Annotated in this window: 13 protein-coding genes; 1 reads left to right on the plus strand and 12 read right to left on the minus strand. The window is 62.8% G+C overall.

The features are described from left to right. Nucleotides 1-5: 5 nt before the first annotated feature. The 7 genes from pstA to JNB89_RS22365 form a co-directional block, all read right to left on the minus strand. Complete coding sequence (gene pstA / locus JNB89_RS22335; RefSeq protein WP_013340009.1) at nucleotides 6-902, minus strand: phosphate ABC transporter permease PstA; 897 nt, start codon at nucleotides 900-902, stop codon at nucleotides 6-8. Beyond that, on the minus strand, nucleotides 899-1,900 hold the full coding sequence (gene pstC / locus JNB89_RS22340) for a phosphate ABC transporter permease PstC (RefSeq protein ID WP_013340010.1): 1,002 nt from the start codon (nucleotides 1,898-1,900) through the stop codon (nucleotides 899-901). Before pstC ends, pstA begins: the two co-directional genes overlap by 4 nt. A 207-nt stretch (nucleotides 1,901-2,107) precedes the next feature. Next, nucleotides 2,108-3,139, minus strand: coding sequence for a phosphate ABC transporter substrate-binding protein PstS (gene pstS, locus JNB89_RS22345; protein WP_013340011.1), 1,032 nt, complete (start codon nucleotides 3,137-3,139; stop codon nucleotides 2,108-2,110). Nucleotides 3,140-3,493: 354 nt separating this feature from the next. Then, on the minus strand, nucleotides 3,494-4,852 hold the full coding sequence (gene glmM, locus JNB89_RS22350) for a phosphoglucosamine mutase (RefSeq protein WP_220363620.1): 1,359 nt from the start codon (nucleotides 4,850-4,852) through the stop codon (nucleotides 3,494-3,496). 25 nt (nucleotides 4,853-4,877) lie between these two features. Continuing rightward, nucleotides 4,878-5,774, minus strand: a complete 897-nt coding sequence (gene folP, locus JNB89_RS22355; protein ID WP_220363621.1) for a dihydropteroate synthase — start codon at nucleotides 5,772-5,774, stop codon at nucleotides 4,878-4,880. Nucleotides 5,775-5,857: 83 nt separating this feature from the next. Continuing rightward, entirely contained in the window at nucleotides 5,858-7,747 is a 1,890-nt protein-coding gene (ftsH, locus tag JNB89_RS22360) for an ATP-dependent zinc metalloprotease FtsH (protein WP_013340014.1), read from the minus strand. Between the two features lie 135 nt (nucleotides 7,748-7,882). Continuing rightward, entirely contained in the window at nucleotides 7,883-8,545 is a 663-nt protein-coding gene (locus JNB89_RS22365; protein ID WP_013340015.1) for an RlmE family RNA methyltransferase, read from the minus strand. 214 nt (nucleotides 8,546-8,759) lie between these two features. Here JNB89_RS22365 and JNB89_RS22370 point away from each other — a divergent pair, with 214 nt between their 5' ends. Beyond that, complete coding sequence (locus JNB89_RS22370; RefSeq protein ID WP_220363622.1) at nucleotides 8,760-9,299, plus strand: YhbY family RNA-binding protein; 540 nt, start codon at nucleotides 8,760-8,762, stop codon at nucleotides 9,297-9,299. A gap of 213 nt (nucleotides 9,300-9,512) precedes the next feature. Here JNB89_RS22370 and JNB89_RS22375 read toward each other — a convergent pair whose 3' ends face one another. The 5 genes from JNB89_RS22375 to JNB89_RS22395 all read right to left on the minus strand — a co-directional run bounded on the left by JNB89_RS22375 (nucleotide 9,513) and on the right by JNB89_RS22395 (nucleotide 17,658). Further along, on the minus strand, nucleotides 9,513-10,022 hold the full coding sequence (locus tag JNB89_RS22375) for a DUF4149 domain-containing protein (protein ID WP_220363623.1): 510 nt from the start codon (nucleotides 10,020-10,022) through the stop codon (nucleotides 9,513-9,515). A 20-nt stretch (nucleotides 10,023-10,042) separates the two neighbouring features. Then, nucleotides 10,043-10,519 (minus strand): transcription elongation factor GreA, encoded by a 477-nt coding sequence (gene greA / locus JNB89_RS22380; protein WP_013340018.1) that lies wholly within the window; start codon nucleotides 10,517-10,519, stop codon nucleotides 10,043-10,045. A 227-nt stretch (nucleotides 10,520-10,746) separates the two neighbouring features. Beyond that, complete coding sequence (gene carB / locus JNB89_RS22385; protein WP_220363624.1) at nucleotides 10,747-14,001, minus strand: carbamoyl-phosphate synthase large subunit; 3,255 nt, start codon at nucleotides 13,999-14,001, stop codon at nucleotides 10,747-10,749. A gap of 198 nt (nucleotides 14,002-14,199) precedes the next feature. Next, complete coding sequence (gene carA, locus JNB89_RS22390; protein WP_220363625.1) at nucleotides 14,200-15,354, minus strand: glutamine-hydrolyzing carbamoyl-phosphate synthase small subunit; 1,155 nt, start codon at nucleotides 15,352-15,354, stop codon at nucleotides 14,200-14,202. Between the two features lie 633 nt (nucleotides 15,355-15,987). After that, nucleotides 15,988-17,658: a transglycosylase SLT domain-containing protein gene (locus JNB89_RS22395; RefSeq protein WP_220363626.1), complete on the minus strand. Its 1,671-nt coding sequence runs from the start codon at nucleotides 17,656-17,658 to the stop codon at nucleotides 15,988-15,990. Nucleotides 17,659-17,795: the final 137 nt, after the last annotated feature.

Below are 17,795 nucleotides of genomic sequence, written 5' to 3' on the forward strand. Positions count from 1 at the left end.
CGCCCTTACTTTTTCGAAAAGATCGTGCGCGCGAGGATGTTCAGTCCCAGCACCGCGAGCGTGATCAGGAAAACGCCGGCCCACGCGAGCGATTGCCACTGCGCGAACGGACTCATCGCAAACTTGTAGATCGTCACCGGCAGATTGGCGACCGGCTGGCCGAGATCCACCGAAAAGAACTGATTCGACAACGCGGTAAAGAGAAGCGGCGCAGTCTCACCGGCGATACGGGCGACCGCGAGCAGCACACCGGTGACGATACCGGCCACCGACGCCTTCAGCGTGATCGACAACACCATCTTCCACTTTGGCGTGCCGAGTGCGAAGGCGGCTTCACGCAATGCGTTCGGCACCAGTTTCAGCATGTTTTCCGTGGTGCGGATCACGATCGGAATCTGCAGCAGCGCGAGCGCGAACACGCCGGCCCAGCCGCTGAAGTGGCCCATCTTCGCGACGACGAGCGCGTAGACGAAAAGACCCACCACGATGGACGGCGCCGACAACAGAATGTCGTTGATGAAGCGCGTGAGGCTCGCGAGCCAACGCTTCTGTCCGTATTCCGCGAGATAGACACCGGCCAGTATGCCGATAGGCGTGCCGACGAAGGTTGCGAGCACAACCAGCAACAGGCTGCCGACAATGGCGTTGGCTAGACCGCCGCCATCCGTGTTGGGCGGCGGCGTGGACTGCGTGAACAGTTCGACCGACAGGCCGCCGATACCAAGGCGCAGCGTCGTGTAGAGAATCCAGATCAGCCACAGAAGGCCGAAAGCCATTGCCGCAAGCGACAGCGTCAACGCGATGGCGTTTTGCGTGCGGCGGCGCCCTTGCAGGCGCACGCGCATTTTTTCCAGCGCGGCGGCGTCGTTCGAGCCCGGCATGTTCAAGGTGGACTGGCTCATTTCGCGCCCTCCCCTTTCTCCAGACGAAGCAGCATGATCTTCGAAATGGCCAGCACGATGAAGGTGATCACAAAGAGAATCAGGCCGAGTTCCATCAGCGCCGAGGTGTGCAGGCCCGGATCCGCTTCGGCGAATTCATTGGCGAGCGCCGACGTAATGCTGTTGCCCGGCGAAAACAGCGACACGTTATCGAGCAGGTTCGTATTGCCGATCACGAACGTGACGGCCATCGTCTCGCCGAGCGCACGGCCAAGGCCGAGCATCACGCCGCCGATCACGCCGCTCTTGGTAAAGGGCAGCACGATCTTCCACATCACTTCCCACGTCGTGCAGCCGATGCCGTACGCCGATTCCTTCAGCAGCACCGGCGTGACTTCGAACACGTCGCGCATTACCGAGGCGATGTACGGAATGATCATGATCGCGAGAATCACACCGGCGCACAGAATGCCGATGCCGATGGGCGCGCCCTGGAACAGCGCGCCAACGACCGGAATGCCGCCGAGCACGGCGCCGAGTGGCTTTTCGAACCACGTCGCGAAGATCGGCGCGAACACGAGCAAGCCCCACATGCCGTAGACAATCGACGGAATGGCGGCCAGCAGTTCGATCGCGATGCCGAGCGGCCGGCGCAGCCATGCGGGCGAGAGTTCGGTCAAAAAGAGCGCGATGCCGAAGCTCACGGGCACCGCGATGATGAGCGCAATGATCGAGGTGGCGATCGTGCCGTAGATCGGCACGAGAGCACCGAACTGCTTGCTGGGCGGATCCCACTCCGCGCTCCACAGGAAGCCGAGACCGAACTGCTTGATGGACGGCATGGAAGCGAAGACCAGCGAAACGATGATGCCGCCTAGCAGCAACAGCGTGACAATGGCGGCGAGGCGCGCGAGGCCGCCGAAGATCACGTCGCCGGCGCGGCTGGGCGCTCTTTGCTGCGACGCGCTGCCAGGCGGGGTGGCCCGCGGCGCGCCAGACGCTAATTGGATATCGGACATAAGAGCCTGATGGACCTTTTCCAGTTGCCATGCGACTTATGTCGCGCGGCGGGTCATGCATCTGCGCACTACTTGTTAGTGTCGCTGGCCGGTGAAGGCCGGTTTCGGCCGACAAAAAACAGTGCCGGTCAATGCCATTGGCCGTCCCCGGTCGAGGACGGCCAATGTGTTACATGAAGGCGTTGCGTGTGACCGCCCTCGTAGCGCTTACTCGGCGAGCGGCTTGCCCGAAGCGTCCTTCACCTTCGACTTCCACTGCGTCTTGATCTCGGAGACCACGGACTCCGGCAGCGAGATGTAGTCCAGATCGTTCGCGGCTTGCGTGCCGTTCTTGAATGCCCAGTCGAAGAACTTCAGCGTTTCCGCGCCTTGCGCCGGCTTTTCCTGCGCCGTGTGCAGCAGCACAAACGTCGCGCCGACGATCGGCCATGCGTTCTTGCCCGGCTCGTTCGTCAGGATCTGGTAGAACGACTTCGACCAGTCCGCGCCCGCTGCCGCTGCCTTGAAGGTTTCCGTCTTCGGCTCGACAACCGTGCCCGTCGAGTTCTTCAGCGCGACGTAGGTCATGTGGTTCTGCTTCGCATACGCCCACTCGACATAGCCGATTGCGCCCGGCAGACGTTGCACGAACGCGGCGACGCCGTCGTTGCCCTTGCCGCCCGTACCGGTCGGCCAGTTCACGGTCGAACCTTCACCAACCTTCGACTTCCATTCGTTGTTGACCTTGGACAGGTAGTTCGTCCAGATGAAGCTGGTGCCCGAACCGTCGGCGCGACGAACCACGGCGATGTCCGTGTCCGGCAGCTTCGCCTTCGGGTTCAGCGCAACGATCGCCGGATCGTTCCACTTCTTGATCTTGCCCAGGTAGATGTCGCCCAGCACTTCGCCCGACAGCACCAGTTCAGCCGGCTTCACGCCCGGCACGTTGACAACCGGCACCACGCCGCCGACCACCGTCGGGAACTGGAACAAGCCGTCCTTCGCGAGTTCGTCGTCCTTCAGCGGAGCGTCCGAGCCGGCGAAATCCACGGTCTTGGCAATGATCTGCTTGATACCGCCCGACGAACCGATACCCTGGTAGTTGACCTTGCCGCCGCCGGATTTCTGGTAGGCGTCCGCCCATTTCGTGTAGATCGGTGCTGCAAAGGTGCTGCCCGCGCCGGTGATGTCTGCTGCCTGGGCTGCCATCGCGAAGACCGCGCCAGCGACGCCAGCGAACACGGTTTGCATCAATTTCATCGAAACCTCCAAGGTGTGAGCGGTGTGTAACGTGAACACCGCGAAGCTTAGGGCCTCTTTATGACAGTACCGTGACTAACCGTGAAACTCGTGTGACAGTGAGTTTACTGACGCGAAAGGAATTCCGGCGCGGGAACCGGCGATTTGCTGCGTTGGCGCCGATTCCTGTACAGATTAGGCGAAAAAGATGGGGCGCGAACGTTTGCGGGCGCGCAGCGCGGGGCGAGACGTGTGGGGAGTGTGTGATGAGCGCGGCACAGGCGGCCGTGCCGACCTAGCCAGCTCCGGCGGAGCGACCGAAAGGTCCGCCCCGCCGCAGCGCACAAGTAAAGAGACGCTTAAGTCAAAGGACGCTTAAGCCGTTGCGTGGGTTACGGCCGCCGCGATTGCCTCGGCATGGCGGACTGCGTCGTCCACCTGCTCGGCTTCGACCATCACGCGCAGCACGGGCTCGGTGCCCGACGCGCGGATCAGCACGCGTCCGCGCCCATTGAGCGCGTCTTCCGCGCTGGCAATAGCGCGCCGGATCGCATCGCTGCCCTTCCAGTCAGCGTCCGGCTTCATACGCACGTTGATCAGCTTCTGCGGGAACAGCGATACGCCCTCCAGCAGTTCGGCGAGCGTTTTGTCGCTGCGCTTCATGGCCGCGAGGACGAGCAGCGCGGAGACGATACCGTCGCCGGTCGAATGACGATCGAGCGACAGGATGTGGCCGGAGCCCTCGGCGCCGAGCTGCCAGCCGTGCTCGCGCAACTGCTCGAGCACATAGCGGTCGCCCACGGCCGCGCGCACGAACTTCACGCCCGCCGCCTGCAGCGCGACCTCGACAGCCATATTGGTCATCAGCGTGCCCACCGCGCCTTCGACTTTACCGTCGGTCGCGATGCGATCCTTTACCAGCACGTACAGCAGTTCGTCGCCGTTATAGAGACGCCCGGCGGCGTCGACGACCTGCAGACGGTCCGCGTCCCCGTCCAGCGCAATGCCCAGATCCGCGTGATTGGCCCGCACCGCACGCACCAGCGCGTCGGGCGCGGTTGCGCCGACGCCGTCGTTGATATTGAAGCCGTTCGGCGCAACGCCGATTGGGATGACCTCGGCGCCCAGCTCGTGGAACACGTGCGGCGCGACGTCGTACGCGGCGCCGTGTGCGCAATCCACCACCAGTTTCAGTCCGCGCAGATCGAAGGTCGCCGGAAACGTGCTCTTGCAGAATTCGATGTAGCGGCCGGCGGCGTCATCCAGACGCCGCGCCTTGCCGAGCTGCTCCGACGCCGCGCAGGCGAGCGGCAGTTCCAGTTGCTCTTCAATCTGCGATTCGACGTCGTCCGGCAGCTTGTTGCCGTCTGCGGAGAAGAACTTGATACCGTTGTCGTAATACGGATTGTGCGACGCGCTAATCACCACGCCCGCCGCGAGCCGCAGCGCCCGAGTCAGATAGGCGATGCCCGGTGTGGGCATTGGACCGGCCAGCATCACGTCGACCCCGGCGGCCGAAAAACCCGCCTCGAGCGCCGCTTCGAGCATGTAGCCGGACACGCGCGTGTCCTTGCCGATCAGCACCGTCGGCCGCGTGCCCGTGCGCGCCCAGCGGTCTGCACCGACGAGCACCTTGCCGGCCGCATAGCCGAGCCGCAATACAAATTCCGGCGTAATAGGCCCTTCGCCGACCTTGCCCCGAATTCCATCCGTGCCGAAATAACGACGTGCCATCTTATGTGTTCTCCTTGCTTTTGGCTTAGCTGCGCGGGCCGGCGCGGTTCGCCGCGTCGCGCAGGGCTGCCCATACTTTCAATGCGTCTACTGTTTGCGCGACATCGTGTACGCGCAGGATCGCCGCGCCGCGTTCAGCGGCCAGAACTGCTGCGGCGACGCTGCCCGCGACGCGCTCGGCCGCCGGGCGCCCGGTGACCGCGCCGATCATCGACTTACGCGACATGCCCGCGAGAATCGGGTACGGCGGATCAGCGGGCGGCGCGCTGTCGGCAAGACGCGCGAGCAGCGCGTAATTGTGCTCGACCACCGCCTTGCCGAAACCGAAACCCGGGTCCACGCTGATCCGCTCGCGCGCAATGCCTGCCTGTCTGAGCGCCGTCACGCGCTCGTTTAGAAACTCGCTGACTTCGCTCACGACATCGCCGTAAGCCGGCTCGCCGAGTTGCATGGTCTGTGGCTCGCCGAGCATATGCATCACGCATAGACCACAGTCGCTGTCGCGCACTGCGTCGATCGAACCGGGCATGCGGAAGCCCCAGATATCGTTGATCAGATCGGCACCCGCGTTCAGTGCGCGGCGCATCACTTCGGGCTTGTAGGTATCGACGGAAAGCGGCACGTTCGCACCGCGCAGCTGCTCAATGAGCGGAATCACGCGTTCCAGCTCCTCGTCGAGCGGAACGGGCGGAGCGCCGGGGCGCGTCGATTCACCGCCAATGTCGATAATGTCCGCGCCCTCGAGCATCATGCGCTCGGCCTGGCGCAGCGCGTCGCCATGCATCGCGTACTGGCCGCCGTCGGAGAAGGAATCGGGCGTGACGTTCAGGATGCCCATGACCAACGGGCGTTCGAAGCTCAGCTTGAACCGGCCGCACTGCAACGGCTCGGGAATGGGGGGAGAGAAAGCGGCTGTGGGCACGTAGCGTTACATCAACTAGACGAATAAATGCAAAACGGGCCGGTGTGGATGCACACCGGCCCGCACTTTCTACCGACAGCCTATCAGGCCGGCGCGGTCGCACTGCCCGGCTTGACCTCGGTGCCAGGGCTGCCGCCCGACGACGCGTCGCTTGCCGACGGCGGCGAACTCTTGGGCGAACGCGGCGGACGTCCGGCCATGATGTCGTTGATCTGATCGGAGTCGATCGTCTCCCACTCCATCAACGCGGCGGTCATCGCTTCGACCTTGTCGCGGTTTTCTTCCAGCAGGCGCTTCGCGAGGTTGTATTGCTCGTCCAGCACACGGCGGATTTCCGCGTCCACCTTCTGCTGCGTCGCTTCCGAAATGGTGCGCGTGAAGCCGCGGCCGAACGGTGTGGCGTCGTTTTCGTCGTCCACGTAGACCATTGGTCCCAGTGCGTCGGTCATGCCGAAGCGGGCTACCATGGCGCGCGCGGTTTGCGTGGCCTTATTGAAGTCGTCCGACGCGCCCGTGCTGATCAGGTTAAGGAACAGCTCTTCCGCGACACGGCCACCGAACAGAATCGCAAGACGATCGAGCAGATAGTCTTTCGAATACGTTTCGTTGTCGTGCTCCGGCAACTGCCACGTGACGCCCAATGCGCGACCACGCGGAATGATGGTGACCTTGTGCACCGGATCGGCCTTCGGCAGCAGCTTGGCTATAACCGCATGGCCCGACTCGTGGTAAGCGGTCGCGCGCTTCGACTCTTCGCGGATTACCGCCGACTTGCGCTCCGGACCCATGAAGATCTTGTCCTTCGCGTCTTCGAAGTCCGTCATTTCGACAATGCGCTTGCCGCGGCGCGCCGCGAACAATGCTGCTTCGTTCACGAGGTTCGCCAGATCGGCGCCCGAGAAGCCCGGCGTGCCGCGCGCAATCACCGCCGCGTCGACGTCGTTCGAAATAGGCACTTTGCGAAGGTGGACCTTCATGATGTGCTCGCGGCCGCGAATGTCCGGCAGACCGACGTACACCTGGCGGTCGAAACGGCCCGGACGCAGCAACGCCTTGTCGAGCACGTCCGAACGGTTGGTCGCGGCAATCACGATTACGCCGGAGTTGGCCTCGAAGCCGTCCATCTCGACCAGCATCTGGTTGAGCGTCTGCTCGCGCTCGTCGTTACCGCCGCCCATGCCGGCGCCGCGATGACGGCCGACCGCGTCGATTTCGTCGATGAACACAATGCACGGCGCATGCTTCTTGGCCTGCTCGAACATGTCGCGCACGCGAGCCGCGCCGACACCGACGAACATTTCCACGAAGTCCGAACCCGAGATGCTGAAGAACGGAACCTTCGCCTCGCCGGCGATGGCGCGCGCGAGCAGCGTCTTACCGGTTCCCGGCGGACCGACCAGCAGCACCCCGCGCGGAATGCGGCCGCCCAGCTTCTGGAACTTCTGCGGGTCGCGTAGGAAGTCGACCAGTTCGGAGACTTCTTCCTTTGCTTCGTCGCAACCGGCGACGTCGGTGAAATTGATTGCGTTGTTGTTCTCGTCGATCAGACGCGCACGCGACTTGCCAAACGAGAAGGCGCCGCCTTTCCCGCCTCCCTGCATCTGTCGCATCATGTAGAACCAGAAACCGATGATGAGAATGGTCGGCCCGAGGTAATACAGCGCGGACACCAGCGCGTTGGGTTCGTCGTCAGCCTTGCCGCTGACCTGAACGCCATATTTCATCAGGTCGCCGACCATCCAGATGTCGCCGGGCGACACGATCTGGTACTTCTGGCCGTCTGCTGGAGTGACCGTGAGGTTCCGCCCCTGGACAATGACGTTCTTGACTTTGCCGTTCTTCGCGTCGTCCATGAACTGCGAATAGGAAACGCCTTCCTGGACACGGGGCTTGTCGAACTGCTTGAACACCGTAAATAGCACCAGTGCGATAACCAGCCACACTGCTGCCTTCGAAAACATATTGTTGTTCAAAGCACCACTCCTTCACTTAGACGGGCGCCTACATTTGCCTTGCGGCACCACGAAAGCATTCTAATCCAGTCCGCAGACCCCTGCCATAAGCTTTCGCTACCACAGAAATAGCATGGCGGGGCGACGCGGAACGCCCTACGCGGGCTTCTTCAGATGCTTACCCAAAATAAACGTTTCAGACGACTTGTCCCGCGAAGCCTTGGGCTTGCGGGCAGCCACCACCTTGAACTGGCGCTTGAACTTTTCGACAATCTGGCTGTAACCACTGCCGTGAAAGCATTTGACTAAAAGGGCTCCATCCGGTTTCAGGTGATTTTGCGAAAACTCCAGCGCGAGATCGCACAAATGCTCGATTCGCGCGGCATCCGCCACCGCCACTCCCGACAGGTTGGGCGCCATATCCGAAATTACAAGGTCGACCTGCCGTTCGCCGACAATTTCTTCCAGCTGGGACAACACGGAGTCTTCGCGGAAGTCGCCTTGAATGAAATGGACGTCCGCCACGGGCTCCATCGGCAGGATGTCGAGCGCGATGATCGTGCCGTCGATGCCACCCTCGCGCTCGGCGTCGCGCTGCGCGCCTTTCGCGAGCTTGTTGCGCGCATACTGGCTCCAACTGCCCGGCGACGAACCCAGATCGACGATCACCTGCCCCGGCCTGATCAGCTTGTCCTGCTCGTCGATCTCCTTGAGCTTGTAGGCGGCGCGGGCGCGATAGCCTTCCCGCTGCGCCATTTTCACGTACGGATCGTTGATATGGTCATGCAGCCATGCCGTATTGAACTTGTTTTTTGCCATTAAACGTTGAACTCTTGCTGCGTCATGTCACGCTTTAGCGGATAATACGCGGTTAATTCGCGCGGCGACCACCAGGAAACTGGCTATTATCCGCGATTCTGTAGTTCTGACGCGCCGCCTGCCGTAGTGTCCCACTCATGTTCCGCTCCAACGCGTCGAACGACGCCGTTGGGGAACGCAGGTGCCGCCATTTTAGTCGAGTCTCCCACTTCACATGCCCGCCCTCAAAGTTTCTTCCGACCAACGCGCCGAGTTGCGCTCCCAGGCACATGCGCTCAAACCGGTGGTGCTGGTCGGCGCCGAAGGTCTGACCGACGCGGTCCTCGCCGAAATCAAGGTTCACCTCGCCGCCCATCAGCTGATCAAGATCCGCGTGTTCGGCGACGAACGCGAAGAGCGCATCGCGATTTACGAACAGATCTGCGACAAGCTGAACGCCGCCCCCATTCAGCACATCGGCAAGCTGCTGGTCATCTGGAAGCCGGAAGCGGCTGCACAGCCGGCGCCCAAAGGCAAACGCGGCGCATTGAGGGGCGCCCTGCCCAGCGCGCGCGAAGCCGCGGTGGAAGCCAAGGCCAGCAAGGGCCGCGCCCCGCGCGTGGTCAAGGTCGTGAAACCCAGCGAAGTGCCCATGCGCAAGCCCAAGGCAAAAGCCGTGCTGGTGCGCGGCAACGAACGGGTCACGCAAGGCGGCAACATCAAGCGCGCGAAGAAGCGCCAGACCAGCAGCAAGCGCGCGCATCAGTCGAAATAAGCCAGCGGTCAACGCGTGCACGGGTGCGGCAACCGTCCGCACCTTCACGATAGGCGGCGCGCGTATTGCCGTTGCGTACCCTCGCTCTCTTGGCCTGTGCGTCAGGTTGAGAGACCGCAGAGCCTAAAGTCAGGCGACCGGAACGGTCTGGTATTGGCCGCGAACCGCCGGCAACCGCCCGCAGTGGCGAGCCCGCACGACAGGCCGGCTTTCCTAACCCGCCACCTCGCCGGAAACATCGCGAGCGCCTTGCTGTGCGACTCCGGCGCCGGTGTTCACCGGCAGCTTCCACACGAGCGCTATGCCGAGCAGGCTTTCAATCAGATAAAACAGGCTGGAAACGCCGTGCAGCATGCCAAAGCGCGCTGCATACGGGGAATGGGCGAGGTCCGTTCCTGCTTCCAGTGCGGCCACACGCATCGCGTTCATGAATGGCTGCAACGCAAAGTAACCGACCAGCACGCAGATCAACATGCCGGCTACCAGCCAGCGCAAGCGCCTGTACTCGCCATTGCCCCGCCGGACCAGCACGTTCGCCAGACCCAGCAGCAAGATGCCGCAGACGGCGCCCAGCAGCCCTTCGATTCGGAACAATTGCGCCGCCACTGCGCCCGCCGTCGTCCGGTCGAGCGAACTGAACAGCACGGGCGCAACGGCATAGCCGATTGTCAGCAGACTACCGACCCACACAACCGTCAGTAGACGAAAGATTCGATGCGGCATCAGGGACACCGAAGCCGCCTTCAAACGTAGCTAACCGCGATGATTTCGTACTCGCGCACGCCGCCGGGCGCCTGAACGGACGCGACGTCGCCCTCCGACTTGCCGATCAGCGCGCGCGCAATCGGCGAGCTGATGGAAATCAGGCCGTGGTCGATGTCCGCTTCGTCGTCGCCGACAATCTGATATTTGACCGATGCGCCCGAGTCCAGGTCTTCCAGTTCGACCGTTGCGCCGAATACCACGCGGCCGTCGGCTTCAACTTGCGACGGGTCGATCACCTGCGCGCCCGCGAGTTTCGATTCGATTTCGGCGATGCGGCCTTCGATAAAGCCCTGCTTTTCTTTCGCGGCATCGTATTCCGCGTTTTCGGACAAATCGCCCTGTGCGCGCGCTTCCGCGATCGAGTTGATCACGGCGGGACGCTCAACGGATTTCAGTCTCTGCAATTCGTCGCGCAGCATGTCTGCGCCGCGCTTGGTCAATGGAATAGTGCTCATCACAACTCTCGAGAAAACGCCGGGCCGCTCCAATCTTCCTGGCCCTTTTTGGGAATCTGGCGCAACAGCGGCAGACAGGAGCACTGTGGAAGAAAAACGGCCGCAAAAAAAATCACCGCGGTTAAGTGCATTTCGCGGGGGCCGGCTGCCCGGGAAAACCCGGGTCACAGCACCTGCGAAACGCCGCTTAACCGCGGCACTTACATCTAGGACAGGTATTCGAAGCCTTAGTTTAGGCGAGCGTGCAAGCCTTGTAAATCATAGACTTCGAGGTCCTTCAGGTAGCGCAGACCTTCGACGGCCGCGCGCGCGCCCGACATGGTCGTGTAGTACGTGACCTTGTTTGCCTGCGCGCTCATGCGGATGGAGCGCGAATCGGCAATGGCGGCGCGGGTTTCGTCGACCGTGGTAAAGACCAGCGCGATTTCGCCGTTCTTGATCATGTCGACGATGTGCGGGCGGCCGTCCTTCACCTTGTTGACGACCTTCACCGGCACGCCCGCGGCTTCGATTGCCGCTGCCGTGCCCTTGGTGGCGACGATCGGATAGCCGAGCTCGTGCAGCATGCGCGCGACTTCGACGGCCTTCGGCTTGTCGGCGTCCATCACGGTCAGCAGCACCGTGCCCGACTCCGGCAGACGCGAGCCCGCCGCGAGTTGCGACTTGAAGAGCGCCTCGCCGAAGGTGCGGCCCACACCCATCACTTCGCCGGTCGAACGCATTTCGGGTCCGAGCACCGGATCGACCGCCGGGAACTTGACGAACGGGAACACCGCTTCCTTCACGCTGAAATATGGCGGCTCGATTTCCTTCGTCACGCCTTGCTGCGCGAGCTTCTGGCCGACCATTGCGCGCGCTGCGATCTTCGCGAGCGGCAGGCTGGTTGCCTTCGACACGTATGGCACCGTGCGCGACGCGCGCGGGTTCACTTCGAGCACGTAGATGATGTCTTGTTTCGAGCCGTCCGCCTGAGGAACCTGCTGGATCGCGAACTGCACGTTCATCAGACCGACGACGTTGAGCGCCTTGGCCATTGCGCCAGTCTGACGCTTCAGTTCCGCCACGGTTTCCTTCGAGAGCGAATACGGCGGCAGCGAGCAAGCCGAGTCGCCCGAATGGACGCCCGCCTGTTCGATATGCTCCATTACGCCGCCGATGAACACCGCTTCGCCGTCCGAGATGCAGTCCACGTCGCATTCGATCGCGTCGTTCAGGAAGCGGTCGAGCAGCACCGGCGAATCGTTCGACACCTTCACGGCTTCGCGCATATAGCGCTCGAGGTCGCGCGGCTCGTGGACGATTTCCATCGCGCGGCCGCCCAGCACGTACGACGGACGCACCACCAGCGGATAGCCGATCTCGTCGGCGAGCTTCAGTGCCTCGTCTTCCGTGCGCGCCGTGCGGTTAGGCGGCTGACGCAGGCCGAGGTCCTGCAGCAGCTTCTGGAAACGCTCGCGGTCTTCGGCCGCGTCGATCATGTCCGGCGACGTGCCGATGATAGGCACCCCGTTCGCTTCCAGATCGAGCGCGAGCTTCAGCGGCGTCTGGCCGCCGTACTGCACGATCACGCCGACCGGCTTTTCCTTGTCGACGATTTCGAGCACGTCTTCGAGCGTGAGCGATTCGAAGTACAGGCGGTCTGACGTGTCGTAGTCGGTCGAAACGGTCTCGGGGTTGCAGTTGACCATGATCGTTTCGTAGCCGTCTTCGCGCATGGCGAGCGCGGCGTGCACGCAGCAGTAGTCGAACTCGATACCCTGGCCGATCCGGTTCGGGCCGCCGCCCAGCACCATGATCTTCTTGTTGTTCGTGGGATTCGCTTCGCACTCTTCCTCGTAGGTCGAGTACATGTACGCGGTCTTCGTCGCGAACTCGGCAGCGCAGGTGTCCACGCGCTTGTACACGGGACGCACGTTGAGCTCGATGCGGCGCGCGCGCACTTCGGCGGGCTTCGCACCCAGCAGCCTTGCAAGACGGCGGTCCGAGAAGCCGCTTTGCTTCAGATACTTGAGCTCCTCCTTCGAGAGACTTGCCAGCGTGCGGCCGGCCAGCGCCTTCTCCTTCAGCACGATCTGCTCGATCTGCGCGAGGAACCACGGGTCGATCGACGTCTCTTCGAAAATTTCTTGCGCCGTCATACCAATGCGGAATGCGTCGCCTACGTACCAGATGCGGTCCGGGCCGGCTTCGCCGATCTCGCGGATGATCTCGTCGCGATTCGTGGTCTTTTCGTCCAGACCGTCGACGCCCACTTCGAGGCCGCGCAGCGCCTTCTGGAACGACTCCTGGAACGTGCGGCCGATCGCCATGACTTCGCCGACCGACTTCATTTGCGTGGTCAGGCGCGAATCGGCTTCGCGGAATTTCTCGAACGCGAAGCGCGGGATCTTCGTGACGACGTAGTCGATAGTCGGTTCGAACGAGGCCGGGGTCTGGCCGCCGGTGATTTCGTTCTTCAGCTCGTCGAGCGTATAGCCGACTGCCAGCTTGGCCGCGACTTTCGCGATCGGGAATCCGGTTGCCTTCGACGCGAGCGCGGACGAACGCGACACACGCGGGTTCATCTCGATCACGATCATGCGGCCGTCTTTCGGATTGATCGAGAACTGCACGTTCGAGCCGCCGGTGTCCACGCCGATCTCGCGCAGCACCGCGAGCGACGCATTACGCAGCACCTGGTATTCCTTGTCGGTAAGCGTTTGCGCCGGCGCGACGGTGATCGAGTCGCCGGTGTGGATGCCCATTGGGTCCAGGTTTTCGATCGAACAGACGATGATGCAGTTGTCCTGTTTGTCGCGGACCACTTCCATCTCGTACTCTTTCCAGCCGAGCAGCGACTCTTCGATCAGCAGCTCACGCGTGGGCGACAGGTCGAGGCCGCGCTTGCAGATTTCCTCGAACTCTTCGCGGTTGTACGCGATGCCGCCGCCCGAACCGCCGAGCGTGAACGACGGCCGGATCACGACCGGATAGCCGCCGCTGCCGGTTTCCGCGGCGATGCGCGCGTGAACCTGCAGCGCTTCTTCCATGGAATGCGCGGTGCCCGACTTGGCCGAACCGAGGCCGATCTTCGTCATCGCGTCCTTGAACTTCTGGCGGTCTTCCGCCTTGTCGATGGCTTCCGGCGACGCGCCGATCAGCTCGACCTTGTACTTTTCGAGCACGCCCTGCGCGTGCAGATCGAGCGCGCAGTTCAGCGCGGTCTGCCCGCCCATGGTCGGCAGGATGGCGTCCGGACGCTCTTTCGCGATGATGCGCTCGACCACTTCCCACGTGATCGGCTCGATGTAGGTCACGTCGGCCGTGTTCGGGTCGGTCATGATCGTCGCCGGATTGCTGTTGACGAGAATGACCTTGTAGCCTTCCTCACGCAGCGCCTTGCATGCCTGCGCGCCCGAATAATCGAACTCGCACGCCTGGCCGATGATGATCGGGCCCGCGCCGATAATGAGGATGCTCTTGATGTCTGTCCGCTTGGGCATAACGCTCTCGCTAATGTATTCCTGTGTCGACCGGAGTCGGCGCTTCAGTGCCTTACTCCGGTCCCATGCAACCTGTTTGCCATTCTTTCCGTCGACGCGCGCCGCCCGTAACGGGTGCGTGGCGCGCGTTGGGTCACGCTGCTGTCGCCGGGCTGCCGCTTATGCGCGGTTAGCGCGCTCATGCACGCTCGTGCACGCTCATGCCGCTGCCGACTTGCCGGCCTTCTTCGCGTCCATCAATGCGGTGAAGCGGTCGAACAGATAGGCGATGTCGTGCGGACCCGGCGACGCTTCCGGGTGTCCCTGGAAGCAGAACGCCGGCTTGTCGGATAGCGCAAAGCCTTGCAGCGTGCCGTCGAACAGCGACACGTGCGTGACGCGTGCGTTGGCGGGCAGCGTGTCGGCGTCCACGGCAAAACCGTGGTTCTGCGAGGTGATCACCACGCGGCCGTCTTCCAGATCTTTCACCGGATGGTTGGCGCCGTGGTGGCCGGTCTTCATCTTGATGGTTTTTGCGCCGAGCGCGAGGCCCATGATCTGATGGCCAAGGCAAATACCGAACGTCGGAATGCCGCGCTCGATCAGCTCTTTGGTGGCGGCGATCGCGTAGTCGCACGGTTCCGGGTCGCCCGGGCCGTTCGACAGGAAAATGCCGTCCGGATTGAGCGCGAGCGCGTCAGCCGCCGAGGCTTGCGCGGGCAGCACGGTGACCTGGCAGCCGCGCTCAGCCAGCATGCGCAGGATGTTGTACTTCACGCCGTAGTCGAACGCGACCACGCGGTACTTCGGCGCGTTCTGCTTGCCGTAGCCTTCGCCCAGACGCCATTCGGTCTGCGTCCACTCGTAGGTCTCTTTCGTCGATACGACTTTCGCGAGGTCCATGCCCGCGAGGCCGGGGAACGAGCGTGCGAGCTCGACCGCCTTCGCTTCGTCGTCCGAACCGGCGAGGATTGCGCCGTTCTGTGCGCCCTTGTCGCGCAGAAGGCGCGTGAGCTTGCGGGTGTCGAGGCCGGCGATCGCGACCACGCCTTCGTCCTGCAGATACTGGGTGAGCGTGCGCTCCATGCGGAAGTTCGACGCGAGGACCGGCAAGTCGCGAATGATCAGCCCGGCGGCATGGACTTTCGTCGCCTCGACGTCTTCGGCATTTACGCCGACGTTGCCGATATGCGGATAAGTGAGGGTCACGATCTGGCGCGCGTAGCTCGGGTCCGTCAGGATTTCCTGATAGCCGGTGATAGCCGTGTTGAAGACGACTTCGCCGATGGTATGCCCGGGGGCGCCGATCGAATAACCACGAAAGACCGTGCCGTCGGCGAGCGCGAGCAGAGCGGGAGAAAATGACGGCAACACGGGAGACTCCTTGGGGGAACACCCTGTTGCCGACCTGCCTATCCGGTTTGCGAGCCGCAGCGGACAGCATCACGAGATGCGCGCGCAGACTCGCTCGCGTACTGCCGTTGACGTCGCAAGGGGCGCGCGATGAGTCCATTGTGTGGACGGATCGGCCAGGTGCGGGCCCTTCTTGCTACGCCAGTGGCGCGCGGCGGATGAACGGTATGGGAGAGGTAGGCGCTAGGGTGCGGGTTGATAAGCTCAAACCTTGGAATTATAGCCTGAAACTGCCCTGCGCTCCAAATCCGAGATGGCTGCCGGGGCGCGCGGCGGCCCGCGCTGACCCGGCGAAAGCCTTACTGGAAGCGGCTCGCGCCGTGGCGCGAGACGATCTGCGCGAGCCGATTCGAGACAGCGCCGCACACCCGCCGCATGCCATCGTCCCCGCGGCGGGAAGTACCTACGCACGCCCGCGCCTGCTTCGCATAGGTGACACGAGCCTGCGGCAAAGCGATCATTTTTATACTCCGCGCAATGAAAAACGCCGTCGCACAGGGTGACGGCGTTCAAAAGCGAGTAAAGGTGCAGAGGGAGGTACGGAGGGCGCGGAGATTGTGCCCCGGCAGACACCTCAACCGGGACCGTGCCGCATCACTTGCTCTTCTTCGTGCTGGCCGTGCTCTTCGTTGCCTTGCTTGACGTGGAAGCCGACACCTTGGTCACCTTGCCCGTGGGCGCCGCAGCCGCTTTCGCTTTACTCGACTTCGCGACCGGCTCGGACACCTTCACGACGGCCGAGTGGCCCCGCCCCTTCTTCGTGTCGTTGCGCGCTTCGCGCCTTGCGCCTCCCACGCGTGTGCCGATCTTCTGCACGCCGCCACCGTCTACGTTGGTCGCGATGCGCTCAGGCCCCGGTTCGCTCGGGACAGCCTTGCCGACCGGCACGTGCAGAACGACAACCTGGCCGCGGGAGACGCTGTCGCGATGCGTGCGATTCCACGCCTTCAACTGGCCCACTGACACGCCATAACGCAGCGCGATAGCCGCCATGGACTGATTGCGGCGCACGCGGATCAGCATTTTGCGGGTGTCGGGGACGTCCGGCTCCATCGCGAGCACGGCACTTTCCGCGACGTCGGCGCTGATGTCTTCGTCGTCGTCCGAACCGCGCGGCACGACGATGGTGGAACCGGGCTTCAGACGCATGCCGACCGGAATCTTGTTCACTTCCATCAGCGTGTCGGCGTCGACGCCGATTTTTTGCGCGATGGCGGCCGGCGCGGAACGTTCGGTGACCGTGTACGTGGTCCACGACGACAGCGACCCCGAATACGTTTTCAGGTTGCGCTCGAACGCGCTGGCATTGTCGAACGGCAGCAGAATTTGCGGCTGCGTCGCACCTAGAATCACCGGCTTCCTGAAGGACGGGTTCAGCGAGCGGAATTCGTCGAGCGACAGATTGGCGAGCTTCGCGGCCATCTCCACGTCGATGTCGTGCGAGGTGGTGACCGTGACGAAATACGGGTGATTGGGAATGGAAGGCAGCGTGAGCCCATACATTTGCGGGTTCATCACGATGTTCTTGACCGCCTGCAGCTTGGGCACGTAGTTGCGTGTTTCGTTCGGCATGCGCAGGCTCAGATAGTCGGTCGGCAAACCGGCCGCTTCGTTGCGCGCGATGGCGCGCTGCACGTTGCCCTCGCCCCAGTTGTACGCGGCGAGCGCAAGCTGCCAGTCGCCGAACATGTCGTGCAGGCGAGAAAGGTAGTCAAGCGCGGCGCTGGTCGAGGCGAGCACGTCGCGGCGCTCGTCCTGCCACATGTTCTGCTTGAGGTTGTAGGTGCGGCCTGTGCCCGGCATGAACTGCCACATACCGGCCGCTTTCGCCACCGACAACGCCTGCGGGCTGTACGCAGATTCGATGAACGGCAGCAACGCGAGCTCGGTCGGCATATGGCGCGCCTCGAGTTCCTCGACGATGTGATACAGGTACTTCTGCGAGCGCTCGGTCATGCGCTGCACGTAGTCGGGACGCTGCGCATACCAGTTGGCCTGCATGTCGACCAGATCGGTCTGCAGGTCGGGCATCTGGAATCCACGCCGAATACGGCCCCACAAATCGGCGTCCGCGCTCGTCAACTGCGTGACGGAGCCCTGGTCGACGTTAATGGTTTCTTTGGCGGTGGCTGTCTTGCGGAGTGCGTCGGCTACGGCTTGCTGGGTGGCGGGATTGGCTGCGGTGGTGGGGCTGACCGTCGTTGGCCCCTGGCTCGCGCAGGCGGCGAGCGTCAGGACCAGCAACGCACTAAAGATAAATCGCATGAACGTCTCGGCTTCCACAAGGACTGGAATTTGCAGCCGATAGTACGAAACCGCAACCTGTACGTCAATCGGAAATTGACAAAAAAATCAAGCAAATCTAGGGCTTGGCGAATTCTTCCGATTCTTCGCTTGAGGAA

The sequence above is a fragment of the Paraburkholderia phenoliruptrix genome, assembly GCF_019511605.1.
GTDB lineage: Bacteria > Pseudomonadota > Gammaproteobacteria > Burkholderiales > Burkholderiaceae > Paraburkholderia > Paraburkholderia phenoliruptrix_A.